General features: G+C 36.2%; 19 protein-coding genes. 7 read left to right on the top strand and 12 right to left on the bottom strand.

Annotated features, from left to right (window positions below):
* Positions 1–106: 106 nt before the first annotated feature.
* On the bottom strand, positions 107–580 hold the full coding sequence (locus tag JCM9157_RS06300; RefSeq protein WP_035663140.1) for a LysM peptidoglycan-binding domain-containing protein: 474 nt from the start codon (positions 578–580) through the stop codon (positions 107–109).
* A 187-nt stretch (positions 581–767) separates the two neighbouring features.
* Between JCM9157_RS06300 and JCM9157_RS06295 the strand changes: the two genes are divergently transcribed.
* The 3 genes from JCM9157_RS06295 (at position 768) to JCM9157_RS06285 (ending at position 2,290) form a co-directional block, all read left to right on the top strand.
* A complete protein-coding gene (locus JCM9157_RS06295; protein ID WP_035663254.1) occupies positions 768–980 on the top strand; it encodes a spore germination protein in 213 nt (70 codons plus the stop codon).
* 374 nt (positions 981–1,354) lie between these two features.
* Complete coding sequence (locus JCM9157_RS06290; RefSeq protein WP_035663138.1) at positions 1,355–1,585, top strand: hypothetical protein; 231 nt, start codon at positions 1,355–1,357, stop codon at positions 1,583–1,585.
* Positions 1,586–1,636: 51 nt separating this feature from the next.
* A complete protein-coding gene (locus JCM9157_RS06285) occupies positions 1,637–2,290 on the top strand; it encodes a spore germination protein GerPC (RefSeq protein WP_035663136.1) in 654 nt (217 codons plus the stop codon).
* A gap of 2 nt (positions 2,291–2,292) precedes the next feature.
* Here JCM9157_RS06285 and JCM9157_RS06280 read toward each other — a convergent pair whose 3' ends face one another.
* The 3 genes from JCM9157_RS06280 to JCM9157_RS06270 all read right to left on the bottom strand — a co-directional run bounded on the left by JCM9157_RS06280 (position 2,293) and on the right by JCM9157_RS06270 (position 4,967).
* Positions 2,293–3,120, bottom strand: a complete 828-nt coding sequence (locus tag JCM9157_RS06280) for an ATP-binding cassette domain-containing protein (protein WP_035663134.1) — start codon at positions 3,118–3,120, stop codon at positions 2,293–2,295.
* 114 nt (positions 3,121–3,234) lie between these two features.
* Positions 3,235–4,398, bottom strand: coding sequence for an agmatinase family protein (locus JCM9157_RS06275; protein ID WP_235714824.1), 1,164 nt, complete (start codon positions 4,396–4,398; stop codon positions 3,235–3,237).
* Positions 4,399–4,520: 122 nt separating this feature from the next.
* Positions 4,521–4,967: an Hsp20/alpha crystallin family protein gene (locus tag JCM9157_RS06270; protein ID WP_052012979.1), complete on the bottom strand. Its 447-nt coding sequence runs from the start codon at positions 4,965–4,967 to the stop codon at positions 4,521–4,523.
* Between the two features lie 151 nt (positions 4,968–5,118).
* On the opposite strand from JCM9157_RS06270, the gene JCM9157_RS06265 reads away from it, so the two are divergent.
* Entirely contained in the window at positions 5,119–5,577 is a 459-nt protein-coding gene (locus tag JCM9157_RS06265; RefSeq protein ID WP_035663130.1) for a hypothetical protein, read from the top strand.
* Between the two features lie 47 nt (positions 5,578–5,624).
* Here the strand turns inward: JCM9157_RS06265 and JCM9157_RS06260 are convergent, their stop codons facing one another.
* The 4 genes from JCM9157_RS06260 to JCM9157_RS06245 form a co-directional block, all read right to left on the bottom strand.
* On the bottom strand, positions 5,625–5,825 hold the full coding sequence (locus JCM9157_RS06260; RefSeq protein ID WP_035663127.1) for a hypothetical protein: 201 nt from the start codon (positions 5,823–5,825) through the stop codon (positions 5,625–5,627).
* Positions 5,826–6,017: 192 nt separating this feature from the next.
* Positions 6,018–7,073, bottom strand: coding sequence for a DUF3900 domain-containing protein (locus JCM9157_RS06255; RefSeq protein ID WP_035663125.1), 1,056 nt, complete (start codon positions 7,071–7,073; stop codon positions 6,018–6,020).
* A 240-nt stretch (positions 7,074–7,313) separates the two neighbouring features.
* Positions 7,314–8,576: a multi antimicrobial extrusion protein MatE gene (locus JCM9157_RS06250; RefSeq protein WP_175576995.1), complete on the bottom strand. Its 1,263-nt coding sequence runs from the start codon at positions 8,574–8,576 to the stop codon at positions 7,314–7,316.
* 241 nt (positions 8,577–8,817) lie between these two features.
* Positions 8,818–9,147, bottom strand: a complete 330-nt coding sequence (locus JCM9157_RS06245; RefSeq protein WP_052012978.1) for a hypothetical protein — start codon at positions 9,145–9,147, stop codon at positions 8,818–8,820.
* 154 nt (positions 9,148–9,301) lie between these two features.
* Here JCM9157_RS06245 and JCM9157_RS06240 point away from each other — a divergent pair, with 154 nt between their 5' ends.
* Complete coding sequence (locus JCM9157_RS06240) at positions 9,302–10,582, top strand: hypothetical protein (protein ID WP_369384703.1); 1,281 nt, start codon at positions 9,302–9,304, stop codon at positions 10,580–10,582.
* A gap of 188 nt (positions 10,583–10,770) precedes the next feature.
* Here the strand turns inward: JCM9157_RS06240 and pssA are convergent, their stop codons facing one another.
* Complete coding sequence (gene pssA / locus JCM9157_RS06235; RefSeq protein ID WP_035663123.1) at positions 10,771–11,451, bottom strand: CDP-diacylglycerol--serine O-phosphatidyltransferase; 681 nt, start codon at positions 11,449–11,451, stop codon at positions 10,771–10,773.
* A gap of 88 nt (positions 11,452–11,539) precedes the next feature.
* Complete coding sequence (locus JCM9157_RS06230; protein ID WP_035663122.1) at positions 11,540–12,733, bottom strand: serine-tRNA(Ala) deacylase AlaX; 1,194 nt, start codon at positions 12,731–12,733, stop codon at positions 11,540–11,542.
* A gap of 110 nt (positions 12,734–12,843) precedes the next feature.
* Between JCM9157_RS06230 and JCM9157_RS06225 the strand changes: the two genes are divergently transcribed.
* On the top strand, positions 12,844–13,275 hold the full coding sequence (locus JCM9157_RS06225; protein ID WP_035663120.1) for a CBS domain-containing protein: 432 nt from the start codon (positions 12,844–12,846) through the stop codon (positions 13,273–13,275).
* Positions 13,276–13,356: 81 nt separating this feature from the next.
* Here JCM9157_RS06225 and JCM9157_RS06220 read toward each other — a convergent pair whose 3' ends face one another.
* Both JCM9157_RS06220 and JCM9157_RS24880 read right to left on the bottom strand, forming a co-directional pair.
* The gene (locus JCM9157_RS06220; protein WP_035663118.1) at positions 13,357–13,557 is read right to left on the bottom strand and encodes an alpha/beta-type small acid-soluble spore protein; all 201 of its coding nucleotides are present in this window, start codon (positions 13,555–13,557) and stop codon (positions 13,357–13,359) included.
* A 176-nt stretch (positions 13,558–13,733) separates the two neighbouring features.
* Positions 13,734–13,883, bottom strand: coding sequence for a hypothetical protein (locus JCM9157_RS24880; RefSeq protein WP_162831754.1), 150 nt, complete (start codon positions 13,881–13,883; stop codon positions 13,734–13,736).
* Between the two features lie 222 nt (positions 13,884–14,105).
* Between JCM9157_RS24880 and JCM9157_RS06215 the strand changes: the two genes are divergently transcribed.
* Positions 14,106–14,510, top strand: a complete 405-nt coding sequence (locus JCM9157_RS06215) for a DUF4395 domain-containing protein (protein ID WP_035663117.1) — start codon at positions 14,106–14,108, stop codon at positions 14,508–14,510.
* Positions 14,511–14,578 lie beyond the last annotated feature (68 nt).

The following is a 14,578-nucleotide window of genomic DNA, read 5'->3' as shown; positions in this document are numbered from 1 at the left end:
AGGTGGTTCTAACCTTTAAAACATTCTCAGTTTTTTTATGCGAAAAAAAGAGACGTAAATCGATGTGATTCACCTCTCTAAGTAAGTTCCCTATAGGATAATTTTGTTAATCTTTTTGATAATATCTCGCTCCCCGTTCCACGTTCCTTTGATATTGTTTTGGCTTATAAGGATGTTGAGTGTACGGTGCGACATATGGTGTGGAAGGAAGAGACGGTGTGTACGTCTGAGTACTTTGATCATTGAACTTCTCAGCAGCATGTGTTCCATTTTTAGGATGTGGATGAGTATAATCTTGAGAAGGCCAATGACTTAAATTAGGTTTATTATAATGAACGATTGTATCGTCCACAAAAGCACAAACATTCCCCTTATTCTCGTTAGTGCTGTAGTTAGGTTTTACCTCCATTACATTTGCAGGTAATCCCATAACTGAAGGAATGGTAATCTGAGTATCCCCAGGTATATAAGATGGATCCGTTATATGTTTATTGACCGCTTTTAAAATTTCAAATTGAACACTATACGTTTTAGCCACATCATATAACGACTCACCTTCTTTTGTAACATAAAGTCTCACGATTTTAGCCTCCCTATTTATTTTTGAGTTTAGCCCTATATGTCTATTCAAACCTCTACGCATTTGCCATTACTCTTCTTAAATTCTAAATGCACTGATCTATTCAGACAGCATAATATGCTCATATGTATCTTTAAATTACGTCATAAGGAATAAACGAGAGGATCGTGATAACGTGTTAACACATATGAATAACATATTTGGAATTAGAATTAACAATAGCTCTAACAACGCTTCGATTAATATGGGGAATGCCTTGCATAAAGGACATCAAGCTAATGTGAAATCAAATGTAGGCTACTTACAACCCGGTGACGCCAATTTTTCTCCACTACAATTCAATAATGCCAACTTAACGAATGATCCTGATGTAGTTGATCAAGCACAAGGGCAAGTGTAACTGTAAAAAAGGCAGAACTTGGCTAACATTCTTGTTCTGTCCTTATTTGTTTTTACATACGTTATTTCCAGTGTCATCCTCTATTCTTTCGCATAGGCTAAAATATAGGCGAAATCTAGGAGGAATCTATTTTGACACATGTTAATAACATTTTCGGTATCCGTATCAATAGTACTTCCACCAATGCCTCAGTCAACTTTGGAAACGTATTGCATAAAGGGCACCAAGCAAATGTAAAAATAAATGTTGCTACGCACAAGCAGGAGACGCCAACTTTTCACCCTTACAATTTAATAATGCCAATTTAACCAATGACCCAGACATGGCAGATCAAACTCAAACACAAATTTAATTAATAGAAAGGACTGTTACCCATGCAGATCAATATAAAGAACATTAGAATCAACTCAATTAGTACGATTGGGTCTTTAAACATTGGGAAAACAGTTCTTGCCGGTAACCGGGCAACCAGTGCCAGATTTCCTAAACCATATTATGAAGAAAATGAGCCTGATGAAGAAATGGATTTAGAATCTGAAAAAACGGAGTTAGCATTACCAATTGATGTTCCGGTTATTGAATTACCACCTGGTACACAGACCTAAGTTTGAATGAAATGAATGATAGCAAATAAGAATTTTTAAGGGGTGAGTGGCATGTATTATTGGAACCAGAATTATCAAAGTCCTCCTTATACATCTTGGCAACCACAACAAAATTCAGAACTTCAACAACAACCCTATTATGATCAATATTATATTCCCTACTCTGAACCAACTAATACTCCTTATGTTCAGGCAGATCCAAAATATGTTTATAACTATGACCAATATTTCTATCAAGAACCGACAGAAGTAAATTCGAATGAATTCGAACAGCACAATGAACCGAGTGAAGTTGAACAGACACAACGAATTAAAGAGAGTTCAGATGAATTACATCAAAAAATGTATTCACCCTCTAACCAAAAGACAATGAACATTAATCTAATGGAACAACTGACTAAACATATGACAGCACTCACCAAGAAATTAGAGGAAATTGAAAAAGAGAATAAAGAGCTTAAAGAAAAAGTAGAAAACATGAAACCAATAAACATTGAAAATATTAATTATAAAATTCAAGAATTAACAGTAGAAGAATTGTCTGGAAATTTGATGATTGGAATGACTACTCTCGGTGAAATGGGAGACTTACAGAAATTACTTAACGATAACAATAGCATTCAATTTAATGATATTGACACTGAGAACTTTGAACAAGAATTTGAGGAAAAGATGGATGAAGTCAACTTCGGTAATGATGAATAATGTTAATCAACCGAGGTTGCTTCACTATATAATATTTTATATAACATCCGGGCTGCTTCTTGTTCATTTACGGGCAACTTTTTTTCACCCAACATCCGAAATAATCTGGCAATAGTGGGCAAATGTAAGTTTGCTTTCCTAATCCATTCTTCATTCACTAATAATTCCGGTCCACCTGTTGTAAGAAGTTGTCCTTCTCTCATTAAAATAATAATATCTGCCCAAGAAGCGGCAAAATCAACATCATGTGTTGATAAAATAATCGTTTTACCCATAAAATTTAGCCCTTGAAGTAATGCTGCCACGTCATCCTTTCCTTGAGGATCTAGATAAGACATCGGCTCATCAAGGACAACAATATCTGGTTTCATAGCTAAAATCCCCGCAATCGCAACCCTCTTTTTTTGACCATAGCTAAGATGAAATGGAGCTTTGTGTTTAAATTCCAACATTCCAACAGAGCCAAGAGATGCCCTGCAAACATCCTCAATTTCTTGTTCAGACATTCCAAGATTTCGTGGTCCGAATTGAACATCTTCTAAAACGGTTGCAGAAAAAACCTGGTCATCTGGATCTTGAAAAACAAGGCCAACCTTTTGACGTATTGCCTTTAAATTCTGTTTAGTTAAAGGTATTCCCATAACAGAAACTGTACCTGATTGCGGTAACTTCAAGCCATTTAAATGATGTAGAAATGTCGATTTCCCTGCCCCATTTGGTCCAAGAATAGCCACTTTTGCTCCCATAGGGATGTTTAATGTTATCTGATCGACAGCCTTCGTTCCGTCTTGATATTCGAAGCTCAATTGATTAATTTCAATGGCATGCATAGATTAGCCTCCCTTTTGTTTACGTTTAATCCTGCATGTTTAAAAAGTACTTTCTGTTTGCAAATATCCTATTAAAAAAGACCGGGATTCAATCCGGTCTTTTGATTTTATCCCTCAGGAAAATTTCTTACCTAATTTACCAGCATCAACCATCGACGCAAGCACATCTGCTATGATACGCGTCGCTAACAAAGCGGTTTTATCACTTATATCATAAGGAGGTGAAACCTCTACAACCTCTAAACCACAAATTCCTTCTCGCGCGATAAGATCTAAGAATTTCAATCCTTCTCTAGGTGTAAACCCACCAGGTTCAGGCCAACCCGTTCCCGGAACAAATCCCGCATCAAAGCTATCAATATCTACACTTAAATAAACCGCTTTTGCTCCCTTCCATGCTTTTTCTAAAGCGATCTCAGCTACTTTTTCAATCCCTAGTCTCTCAATATCCATAATGGAAATGGCTGTCGTGTTAAATTTACGTACATTTTGAACAGCCTCTCTTGGTACTTGCCAGCCACCTATACCAACCTGAACTAAGTTCTCGGGTGGTGCGTTTGGAATATTCGTTGCATGAAACCAAGGAGTTGTATGCATTCGTTCATCCATGTCTTTCTCCTGCAAATCTAAGTGACGGTCCATATGAATAATTCCCACTTTGCCATCAACATTATCTGCAATTGCCTTTAGACAAGGATAACCAATTGCATGATCTCCACCGAGCATAACTGGAAGTGTTCCTTGTGCAAATACATGAGATACAGCTTTGAATATCTGATCAAAACTTTTTTCTATGTTTGCTATTGTAAAGACGTCACCTACATCACACATATTTAGTGATTCGACTAAATCTACTCCTTTTTCATAACTATAACTCGTATAAAGCTTAGAAATTCTTCTGATTGCCTCGGGTCCAAACCTGGCACCTGCTCTGTAAGTCGTTCCGATGTCAAAAGGAACCCCCATAAAAGCTACATCGTATTCTCCGACTTTTCGGACATCTTCTAAAAACGGCGCTCGAAGGAAAGTAGGGATACCCGCATAGGCAGGGCGTGGCTCTCGCGTAAAGGTTGAAATCGTTCGATCTCCAATTGATGGAGCTGCTTCTAGGCCATACTTTACCGAACGCTCCAAAATCTTTTTGTTTTCGATTTCAGGTATTTTGGCTTCTTTTGCTGCTTGCTCCATCCCTAGAAGATCATATTCCCGGTCACTTTCAAGTGCTTTCTTTTTTCTATAACTCAGCCCGTGATCATCAAAAAAGCCCAATAAAACCACCTCATTTCTGTTTGTCTAGGATGTTACTTTCACTAAAACACGACATTTAGACCATCCCGCATTATGTATATTTCAATCATTTTGTCCATAGACCTATATGAAAAAAGAGACCAGTTTTATTTTTAACTGGTCTTATCTAGATTTTGTACAACAACTTTGTTTTTTGATTGTTCTGGTCGAATAAGTCGAAATAAATGGATAAAAAGATTCCCACCTTTAAAAAAAGCTTCTACTTTATCATCTCTCACAGCAAATGGCAATTCTACTGTTCTTTTAACTGGCCCTTGATAAATTTCTTGATGAAGTAGCCTAAAACCATTGTAATCAATGTGCATCGTTCCACTTACCTCAAGTGTTTTTTCGTATACATAAATATCAACATCTTCTAGCTTTAAGCCTGGCAATGTGAAAATACACAATAATTCATGACCTGACTCATACATATTCATATTGATACTTGTATTTGTACTACTACCTTCTATATCCATATTCTCAAAGCTTGCAAAGAAATCTTCTCCAAGGAAATTCGGTAATGATTTTTTCCAATTGTTTGGCCAATACTTGTTCAAAGTAACCCCTCCCATAAATCTTCTTATAAAATTTTATGAGAGTTTCTAGGTTCCGGTGACAATTTTATAAGCTCTAATTTTAGTCATTAGCCCTGTCATTTTTCTAAAGTGAACATACATTGTGTTAATGATATAAATTGGAGGAGTTAACATGTTCTCACAACGTAATCACCCATTTACAAAGCCACCTACCGCAATGGGATTTAACCCTTTTGAATACGGTTTTCAACAATTACCTTTAAATAAACCTTTTTTCAAGAATTTTTTCAAACAGCACCCTCCTTTCCAACCACATTCTAATCAGCAAGTACCACCTTTTCAGATGGATAATCCATTCACAAGTGGCTTTATGAATCCAAATGTTTTACAAATGCAGAATCCTTTTTCAAGCCATTTCTTTCAAGGGAATCCGCAAGGGCAATCCCCACAGCATGTTCAACAAGCTGCTAACCCTAACCAAATCGATACGTATCCGCAACCGCCTACTTCTAATCCTCAATCTTGGTTGACGGACGGCAGTCTTGATTTCAAAAAAATGGGTGGGGGCTTTCAACAAGCGATGAGTCTTTATCAACAAGTTAAACCGCTCTGGAATTTAATAGTTAAATAATAGTTTACCCTTAACATTAAACGTTTGAATAGAAAGTAAGAATGGTCTTACTTATTTTCTTCGTCTTCATCTTCTTCTGCTGGACAGCCGATATTAATTTCATCTCCTATTACAATTTCACCAGCATCAATCTTTTGATTAGCCTGGTGCCCTTTGTGAATAGTAGGACCATAATTAATGGATGCACCGTGGGAGATGTTTGTAATTTTCATGTTTTGTATACCAGTGTAATGACCGTATTTTTTCATATGTTTCCCTCCCAAATTTTCATTTTTCTTTATCATATGAAGGGAGGGACAACCTCGTATAGATGAATATCATAAGGCTAATAAAATTAGAGAATTGACTAAAGGAAAAAACCTACTTAGTCAAAAAAAGCAAACATCTACCTATATTCGTAGAGGCTTGCTTTCCTTTATCTTAATATCTATAGAGCTTTTTTAGTTTCCAATCTTCTTTAATACCTCATCTAATGGTTCTGGCTTTAAAAACTCCACCGGCGAAACCCCCTTCTCAAACGTGAACGCATCTCCTTCAATGACAATCACATATCTTCCGTTTACCTTTGCAATATGAAGTGATTCACCAAAGTCCGATAACATCGCCTTTACATCAATATGGTCAAGCTTCAATTTCAACGGAATCTCTGGCTGATGCTCAATGATTGGTGCAGAAGCTTCCACCACCTGCTCAGGTGTCCACTTTTCCTGCATCTCGCGAACAGGTGTATTCGACCATGCTTCAATGTATTCTTCCTCTTGCTGACGCTCAGGACTCTCCTCGTGATACGTTTCAGCAATATGCTGCTGTGCCATTTGGATGACTTGAGTTTTTACTATTTCAGGCATTGATTGATGGTATTCTACAAATTTCAAGAAGTCTTCAAAGTATCTCGCATGGGAGGATTGGTGAATTTTCAGTTCCCACTCTTCAAGCATACCCTCTTCCGGCATGTACGGGTATTGAATAGACTTCATATTTTTCGTTGTAATTGCGCGTTCTACTTGGCGGATCATCGTTTTTTCATCTGTTATGGTAGCGACTTTTTGTTCAAAATCGCATTTTAATACGAAAACAAATGGCTCATCAAAGTATTTATTGAATTTGGCACGTAATACTAAAACCGCTCCACCACGAATTGCACTTGTGTCCATATAAGCACGGACAAGTTCTTCACTGTTTTTTTTGAAATCATCTGCTGACTCAGCTGAGCGAATACGATGAAACATATTATAGTTAGGATTAGTATCCAAGTTATAGCCTGGTTCGACAATGAATCTTCCAATCTTCGTTGGCACTTGCTCTGATTTTGGATTTCTTTCTACTTTCCGTTTGACTACTTTCATTAATTCGCCATCCAAAAAATCCTTTAATGCGCTCTCTAAATAATTTGCTTCATCTAATGTTTGATAGTGTTTATAGGCTTTATCTGCTTGTTCACCTTGTCCATCAATTTGTACAACAAAAAAAGATAAATATTGTATCGCAAAATCCATTTTAATCACCTTTTCAATCTAATTCATAAAAAAATCGAAATAACCTACGTATTATACCACCGATTATTCAAGGAGAACAAAAAAAGAAGTGTTTCAAGTAGGACATCTCTTGAAACACTCTTATTAATTTGCTTTTTATCATATCGATTTTATAGGTAGGACGATGTATGTTCTACTGCTCGAGCAACTTCACTTAATGGAAATTACTTCCCACTTAACAATCATTACACAGCCTTTTATTTAAACTGTTTGACCTAGCTTCTTCTCTTTATAGTGAGTATACCTCAGTTTTGCTCTACCCTTTAATAAGATCGCAAGTAATACTGTTAATTCTGCTACCATACCAACCGATTGTGCCAGTGCCCCTATCATCCCATTCCAAGACGGCATCACAGTAGCTAATACTGCGACAACGACAAACGTAAACACTAGATTGGCAGATTGAGAGAAGACCATCGTTCTTGTTTCACTTCGTAACATTAACAAACCATTACAAAAATCTACAAAAGGAAAAACCAAAACCATAAGCATAAATACTTTTAAACTATCTAAGCTCGCTGTCACTAAACGCTCATTGGCTCCAAGAACATGTTCAATGAACCAAGCCCCAATTGGAGTAAAACAAAAAACAGCTAAAATTAAAGCTGGAATAAAACCAATCATAAACGTAAACTTTTTTACTTCTCTAGCATGATTTTTGTAAAAAGTCAGGACAATTTGGTGAGTATAACTAAAGAAACTTAGAAATAAATGTGTAATACTTAATGCGATCGCATAAGAGGAGATAGCTAATTCGATTTCCGAAGTTTTCCCTAAAAAGACATTGATCACTGGTCCGACCATAACAATAATCAGTGACGATAAAATAAGTGGATTGTAAAAACGGAAAATTTGAGCTTTCGTTGTTATTTGATGGTCTTCATCTTTTTCAACCATCTTCTTTACAAGAATTCGGCCTTCTAGATAGCTTACCAAGCTCTCCACCATCATCCCTGCTAAGAAGATATAAGCTCCCGTTTTTGCATTAATATTTCCTGTGTGGATAAAAAGTAAGGATAAGAGATACATCGCTATAAGTCTAATGATCATACCAATCGTTAGCCATTTCGTTTGTCGGTTTAAAATAATTACACCTTGAAATAAGCAGCGAATGGCAGAGAACAAAGAGACAAGGATTAAGATTTGATATACTTCCACAATTTGCTCAATCATATTAGGATCTGCCCCAAAAACATAAGAGAAAATCCACCATCCAATAGGTGAATAAGCAATAATAGAAGATATAATCATTAAAATCGTAACAATAAAAATAGCAACTGTTGACATGGCTTTAAAGGAAACTTTGTCTCGTACTAAAGCCGAACAAGCATTTCGTAATAACACACCTAATCGTTCAATAATGGAAAATAAACTCATAGCTACTACATAGCTGGCTATAATAACTTCAGCGTTCTCTCCCCTAGTTAATGTTCCATTAATGATGATATGGGAGAGAGTTACCAAAATAGCTGATAAACCAAGCGGAACAAAGAACGTAAGAATTTTCTTATTAGATAAAGCACCTATGTTTTCTCCAGTAATCCCTTCTTTCTATTCTCTCTCTTTTGAACTAATTGTTAATATATAATATTAAATCAAAAACCCAAAAATAACAACGTTGTAAACTAAGTAAATATAATTTCGTGTCTAAAAATGAAAAAAAGGGTGTCCGAGGAAGATCATTTGACCTTAGACACCCTATGTCTTACCGGTTGTTTAAATAGGTGTTTAAGATATCTTTTACGTGTCCAGAATCGTTCGTTTGGATCAAATAATGATCTCCAGTTAATTCAGCGGACACATCTTGTACACCTTGAACTTTTAGAAAGTCGATGACGTCATTTACTTTTTCTGTTTGAGTGAGTAACACTTTTTTTCCTACGTACTCGCCATTTACATATAAATCGTATGCGTCATGAGCTTCCTTAACTTGTTCATGATCTCCATCGAAAATGCCAAAGGTAAAGATTCCTGCTCCTCCAGTAGACGCTCCGTTACCATTACTTGAAGTACCATTCACTCCATTAAAAAACATGTAAGACTCAACTCCATCCTTTTTCCTTAGTGTGCATCATTGAGTAAAAATTTAACCAATCAAATCCTTTAATTCACTAACTAATCACAAATATCGCCTAATGACATAGCCTAATTGTAGCTTCTTCTAAAATCCCAAAAAGGAGATTAGAAAAATGGATTTAACATTAGCACATTGGCTTTATTTAGTAGGCACACTTATCATTATTGTTACAATGCTTTTTAGACAGAACGTAGTCGTTCCAGCTCTTTTAATGAGCTTTATAATCGGTTGGGCATACGATGGTTCATTTCTAAATGGGATACAAGTTATTTTTAATGCCAGTTTAACTGCAGCAGGAGAATTATTTCACATTTTCTTAATAATCGCCATTATGACAGCCCTGTTGCAATCGTTGAAGTCCATAGGAGCAGATGAGCAAATGGTGTCTCCTTTTTTGAAGGTTATGAAAAACGGACATTGGTCATTTTGGATTTTAGTATGTATTACGTACGCCATGTCATTGTTCTTTTGGCCAGCTCCTTCGGTTCCGCTAATTGGGGCATTATTAATTCCAGTTGCAATTAAAGCCGGTTTGCCACCGATTGGTGCAGCGGTAGCTATTTCACTTGCTGGACACGGAATGGCGTTGTCCTCCGATTACGTTCTTCAGGTAGCTCCTGCTCTTACTGCATCAACATCGTCTATTGATGCTGGTCTATTAGCAGATCGTGCCCTTGTTTTGTCAATCATCACGGGTATTATCGCTCTTTCAATTGCTTATATGTCAATTCGAAAGAAAATCATTAAGCCTTCTCAAAAGAATGTGACCGAATGGGAAAATAACGGAAATAATAATTTAAAAATAAGTTCAGATGAGCTGGTCGTCAAGAAAAGTAAATCAAGCACTGTATTTGCTATTCTTGTTCCTACGACTTTTTTAATTATTGTTGCTTATGTCATTGTTTCAACTTTCTCCAACCTACTTCCATCTATTGAAGATGGTGCTGGCGCATCCATTATCGGAGGCACCGCCATTCTGCTCTTAATGGCTATTTCTATTTCAAGAAATTATCGTGAAACGTTGAAGGAAGTTAGTAACTACTTGGTCAATGGTTTCGTCTATTCGTTTAAGGTAATGGGGCTAGTTATACCTATTGCAGGGTTTTTCTTTATAGGAAGTGACAGTTTTTCGGCCAAGATACTAGGAATTGAAAACGCCGATCAAGCTCCTGGCTTTTTATTTGATCTCGTTCAAGCTAGTCAGCATGCAATTCCAGACCATGCGTTTATTACTGGTTTCGGGATTTTAATTCTAGGTATGATATCCGGTCTAGATGGATCAGGGTTTTCTGCTCTTCCTCTAATCGGTTCACTATCAGAAGCCATGGCTCATTCTGCTGGTATTGACCCCACTACCCTTGCTGCAATTGGACAAATGGGTGCTATTTGGTAGGTGGAGGTACACTTGTCGCTTGGTCTCCAATTATAGCTATTGCAGGTTTCGCAAAAATATCTGTCATTGATTTAGTAAGGAAAAGCTTTCTACCCGTAATTATTGCATTAACTTTGACAACGATAGTTGGATTATTATTATTTTAATGAATGAAGGGCTTGAATGATTGATTCATTCAAGCCCTTCACTTATTTTTTCCTTTTAACAAACAAATAAGCTAAGTAAGCAATATATAGTGGGGTTGCTATATAAATTAAGTAAGGAAAGGTTCCATATGTTCCTCTATAAACCATGTAAAGGGCACACCCTAAGAAAATAGTTATAATTGTACCGTATTTTGGGAGAGGAACATCTTTTAAGCTGGGAATTCGCACCTTACTAACCATTAAAAAGCATAAAGCTGTAAAGAGAACCGTTGTAATGATATTTGGAACTAATTCTCCAAATAACGTGATTAGAGCTAAGATTCCCCCTGCAGCCGTAATGGGAACTCCAATAAAATAATTGAGCGACGATTTGGGTGAGCTAATATTAAATCGAGCTAGTCTATATGCACCAAATAATGGAAACAAACCAGCTACAAGTAATCCTAATAACCCAAATTGATAAAAGTATGTATAATAAATGAGAAAAGAGGGAGCTACCCCAAACGTAACAATATCTGCAAGTGAATCTAATTCTTTCCCTAAGGCGCTATCAGCTTTTAACATCCTAGCAAGCCGTCCGTCCATACTATCTAACATCATCCCAATTAAAATCAGAATAGCGGCATTTTTATATTGTCCATTTGCCGCATATCCAATTGATAAAAAACCACAATAAAGATTTCCGAGTGTAAACATATTCGGAATGCTCTTCGTAAATCTCATAAACCTCACACTCCACACAAGACACGGGTTGTACAAAAGCTCCCGTAGATTTTAAGACGATTTCAATCTATAACAGTCACTCATACTATTAATTATAAGCTTTTCTCACCTCTTTTTCCAAATACTCTAAAAAAGCTTTCCCTGTCATTTTCGTTTCTCCCCCACCTTGAATGAGTTTGTCAGTTCCACCACCTTTACCATTAATTAAAGGTAATGCATCTAATACAACTTTTTTCACTTCAACCTGTAAGCCGTCGCCTTTTGAAGCGACGAATTGAATTCGATTATCGTTTTCGACTACTAACACAACACAAGCATCTTTACACTCAGTGACAATCATTTGCGCGAGTTTTTGCAATTCTTTTACTGGTCTGTTCTTAAAAAACTTGAAAATCATTTTATTCTCTAACATTTTTTTTGCTTCATATGTAAGTAGCTTATCATTCCATAATTCAACTTGTTTCTCGAGTTCTTTGTCTTTTTGAATTAATTTCCGAACTGCGTTGGGAAGATTGGATTCAGAAGAGCTGGTTAAGCTCACAAGTTCTTGTAATACAGTATGTTTACGTTCAAAAAGCGAGATTACACGGTCTCCACAAATGAAATGTACTCGAATTCGATTTTTCTGTTGCTCCCAAGACAATATTTTAACCGCTCTAATTTGCCCTGTTGAAGAAGGATGTGTACCACCGCAAGCATTATAATCAACGTTTGGGATTATGACAAGACGAATATCCTCTTTCACAACAGGCTGCTTTCTAAGTGAGTAAGAAAGAGCTTCTTCTAGGTTCACCCATTTAGGCTCAATAGAGATATTTTTTAAGATCTTCTCGTTAACCCATTCCTCAGCCTGAGTTACTTCTACCTGTGTAAGTTGTTTAGTTTCTAAATCAATAGTTAACGTTTCTTTTCCTAAATGAAAGCTCACCGTTTCATAATCGAAAAGATCGGCAAAAGCAGCAGATAAAAGGTGCTGACCTGCGTGTTGCTGCATATGATCAAATCGTCTACTCCAATTAATAACACCTTCCACTTCTGTATGATCATCAACATCAATACGACTTTTCAAAAAATGACGGATGATACCTTCTTCTTGTTGGACATCCACTACATGAACGCCTGCCAAAGTACCAGTATCATAAGGTTGTCCTCCTCCAGTTGGATAAAAAGCAGTCTGATTCAATATGACAAACCAGTTGCCTTCATTTGTTTGTTCTTGCTTAAGTATAATAGCTGAAAATGTCTTAATATATGGATCTTCATAATATAACTTCTTAGTCACTAAACCATACCCCGATCTACATTAGAATTCTCTACTCTATAGTAGCATTTATTGCTTCATGAATAAATAAAGACTGTTAAGAAATACTCTTTATGAAAGGAGTGTTCTATATGACACAAAACATTAGCGACATCATGTCAAAAGACGTAATTACTATCAATTCCGATCAATCTATTCAAGAAGCAGCTACACTTATGAAGAATCATGATATTGGTTCTATCCCTGTTGTAAAAAATGGTGAGTTAGTAGGAATTATTACTGACCGGGATATTACACTTCGTTCAACTGCGAGTGGACAAGACACACACGTTGCTGTCGAAGAGTGTATGTCAACTAACCTTACTGTAGCTTCATTATCAACAGATCCCCATGAGGCGGCTAATTTAATGGCTCAACATCAAATTCGCAGACTACCTGTTGTTGATAACGGGCAAATCGTCGGAATGGTTGCAATTGGCGATTTAGCTGTTGAAAACATATATGAGAATGAAGCCGGCGAAGCACTATCGGAGATTTCAGAAAAAGACCACGACCAACTATAATCGAACCCCCCTTAAACGGGGGTTTTTAGTCATTAAAACAGCTTGAGCCCAGTTGGGCTCAAGCCATATTCCATGTTTATATTATTTTAAGCCATTAAATTGTTGTTCCGCTTGTTGAACTAGACGTTTCGTAATTTCGCCACCAACTGATCCGTTTGAGCGAGCAGTTTCATCAGAACCTAAGCGAACCCCAAATTCTTGTGCAATTTCATACTTCATTTGATCAAGAGCTTGTTCGATTCCAGGTACTAGCAATTTATTGCTACTATTGTTGTTTGCCAATTTGTTTCACCTCTCTTTTCTTATTCTACTTTTATCGTGTGCAATAGGAGAGTACTTATGACAAGAAAAGCTTGGCAACCAAGTTAGTAATTTCCTAATTTAAATACGAAAAGACCTTAGAGTTTAAAAAACACTAAGGTCTTGTTAGTTATGTGTACAGCTATTAGTAACCTATGTTATCTGTTGTTTTTACGGTTTTTGCGATTATTGTTGTTGTTAAGATCTTGTGCGTCATTCTCACTCGCAAATTCCACATTTGCATTTTCTACTTCATTATTGTTGTTGTTATTATTGTTGTTGTTATTGTTCTTATTACGTTTAGCCATTTTATCCACCTCCTTTTCCAAACTTATTATTACCGAACTCTTATGAATCCATTCGAGTATTTGATTTAGTTTTTTAATCTTAATGAAGTGTTTCAGAAGAGTAATTATCCATACAATTAGGGATAAGCAACAAAATAATATTCGTATTCCTCTAGTTACCGTACGAAATTACGTGAATAATCACGGGACTTCATTTATAATTTAACAAAAAGGAGAGATCACATGGGAATACCAAAACCTTTAGTCCAAATTAATCAACTTTTTATCGTCGTAACTACTATAATGGGATTAATTTTAACAAAATATATTTTATTTCTTCCATTTATCATTGGCGCTCTAGCATTGGCTACAAACAAGAACATAATCATGATCTTAGGGAAAGGACTTTTAAGAAAACCTAAAAATCTGTACATTCAAGAAGACAAAGCACAACAACAATTTAATCAATGGATTGCAACAATCTGCTTAGGAATATCTATTCTTAGCTTTGTTTTTGGTTTTGAAGTTTTAGGTTATCTATTTAGTATAATGGTTATTGTTGCAGCCGGTGTAGCTCTTCTTGGATTTTGTATCGGGTGTACTATTCGATTTCGATATTTAATGTGGAAGCATAAAAGAACTAGTTAAATTGAATAAACAATTATAAGATTTTTTGTTTTTAGAAATTGCGTCTTTTTTTAATTAATCATTTCGAT

Source organism: Halalkalibacter akibai JCM 9157 (assembly GCF_000513135.1).
GTDB lineage: Bacteria > Bacillota > Bacilli > Bacillales > Bacillaceae_D > Halalkalibacter > Halalkalibacter akibai.
Note: the sequence above shows the minus strand (reverse complement) of the source record. Positions and strands in the feature narration are given on the sequence as shown.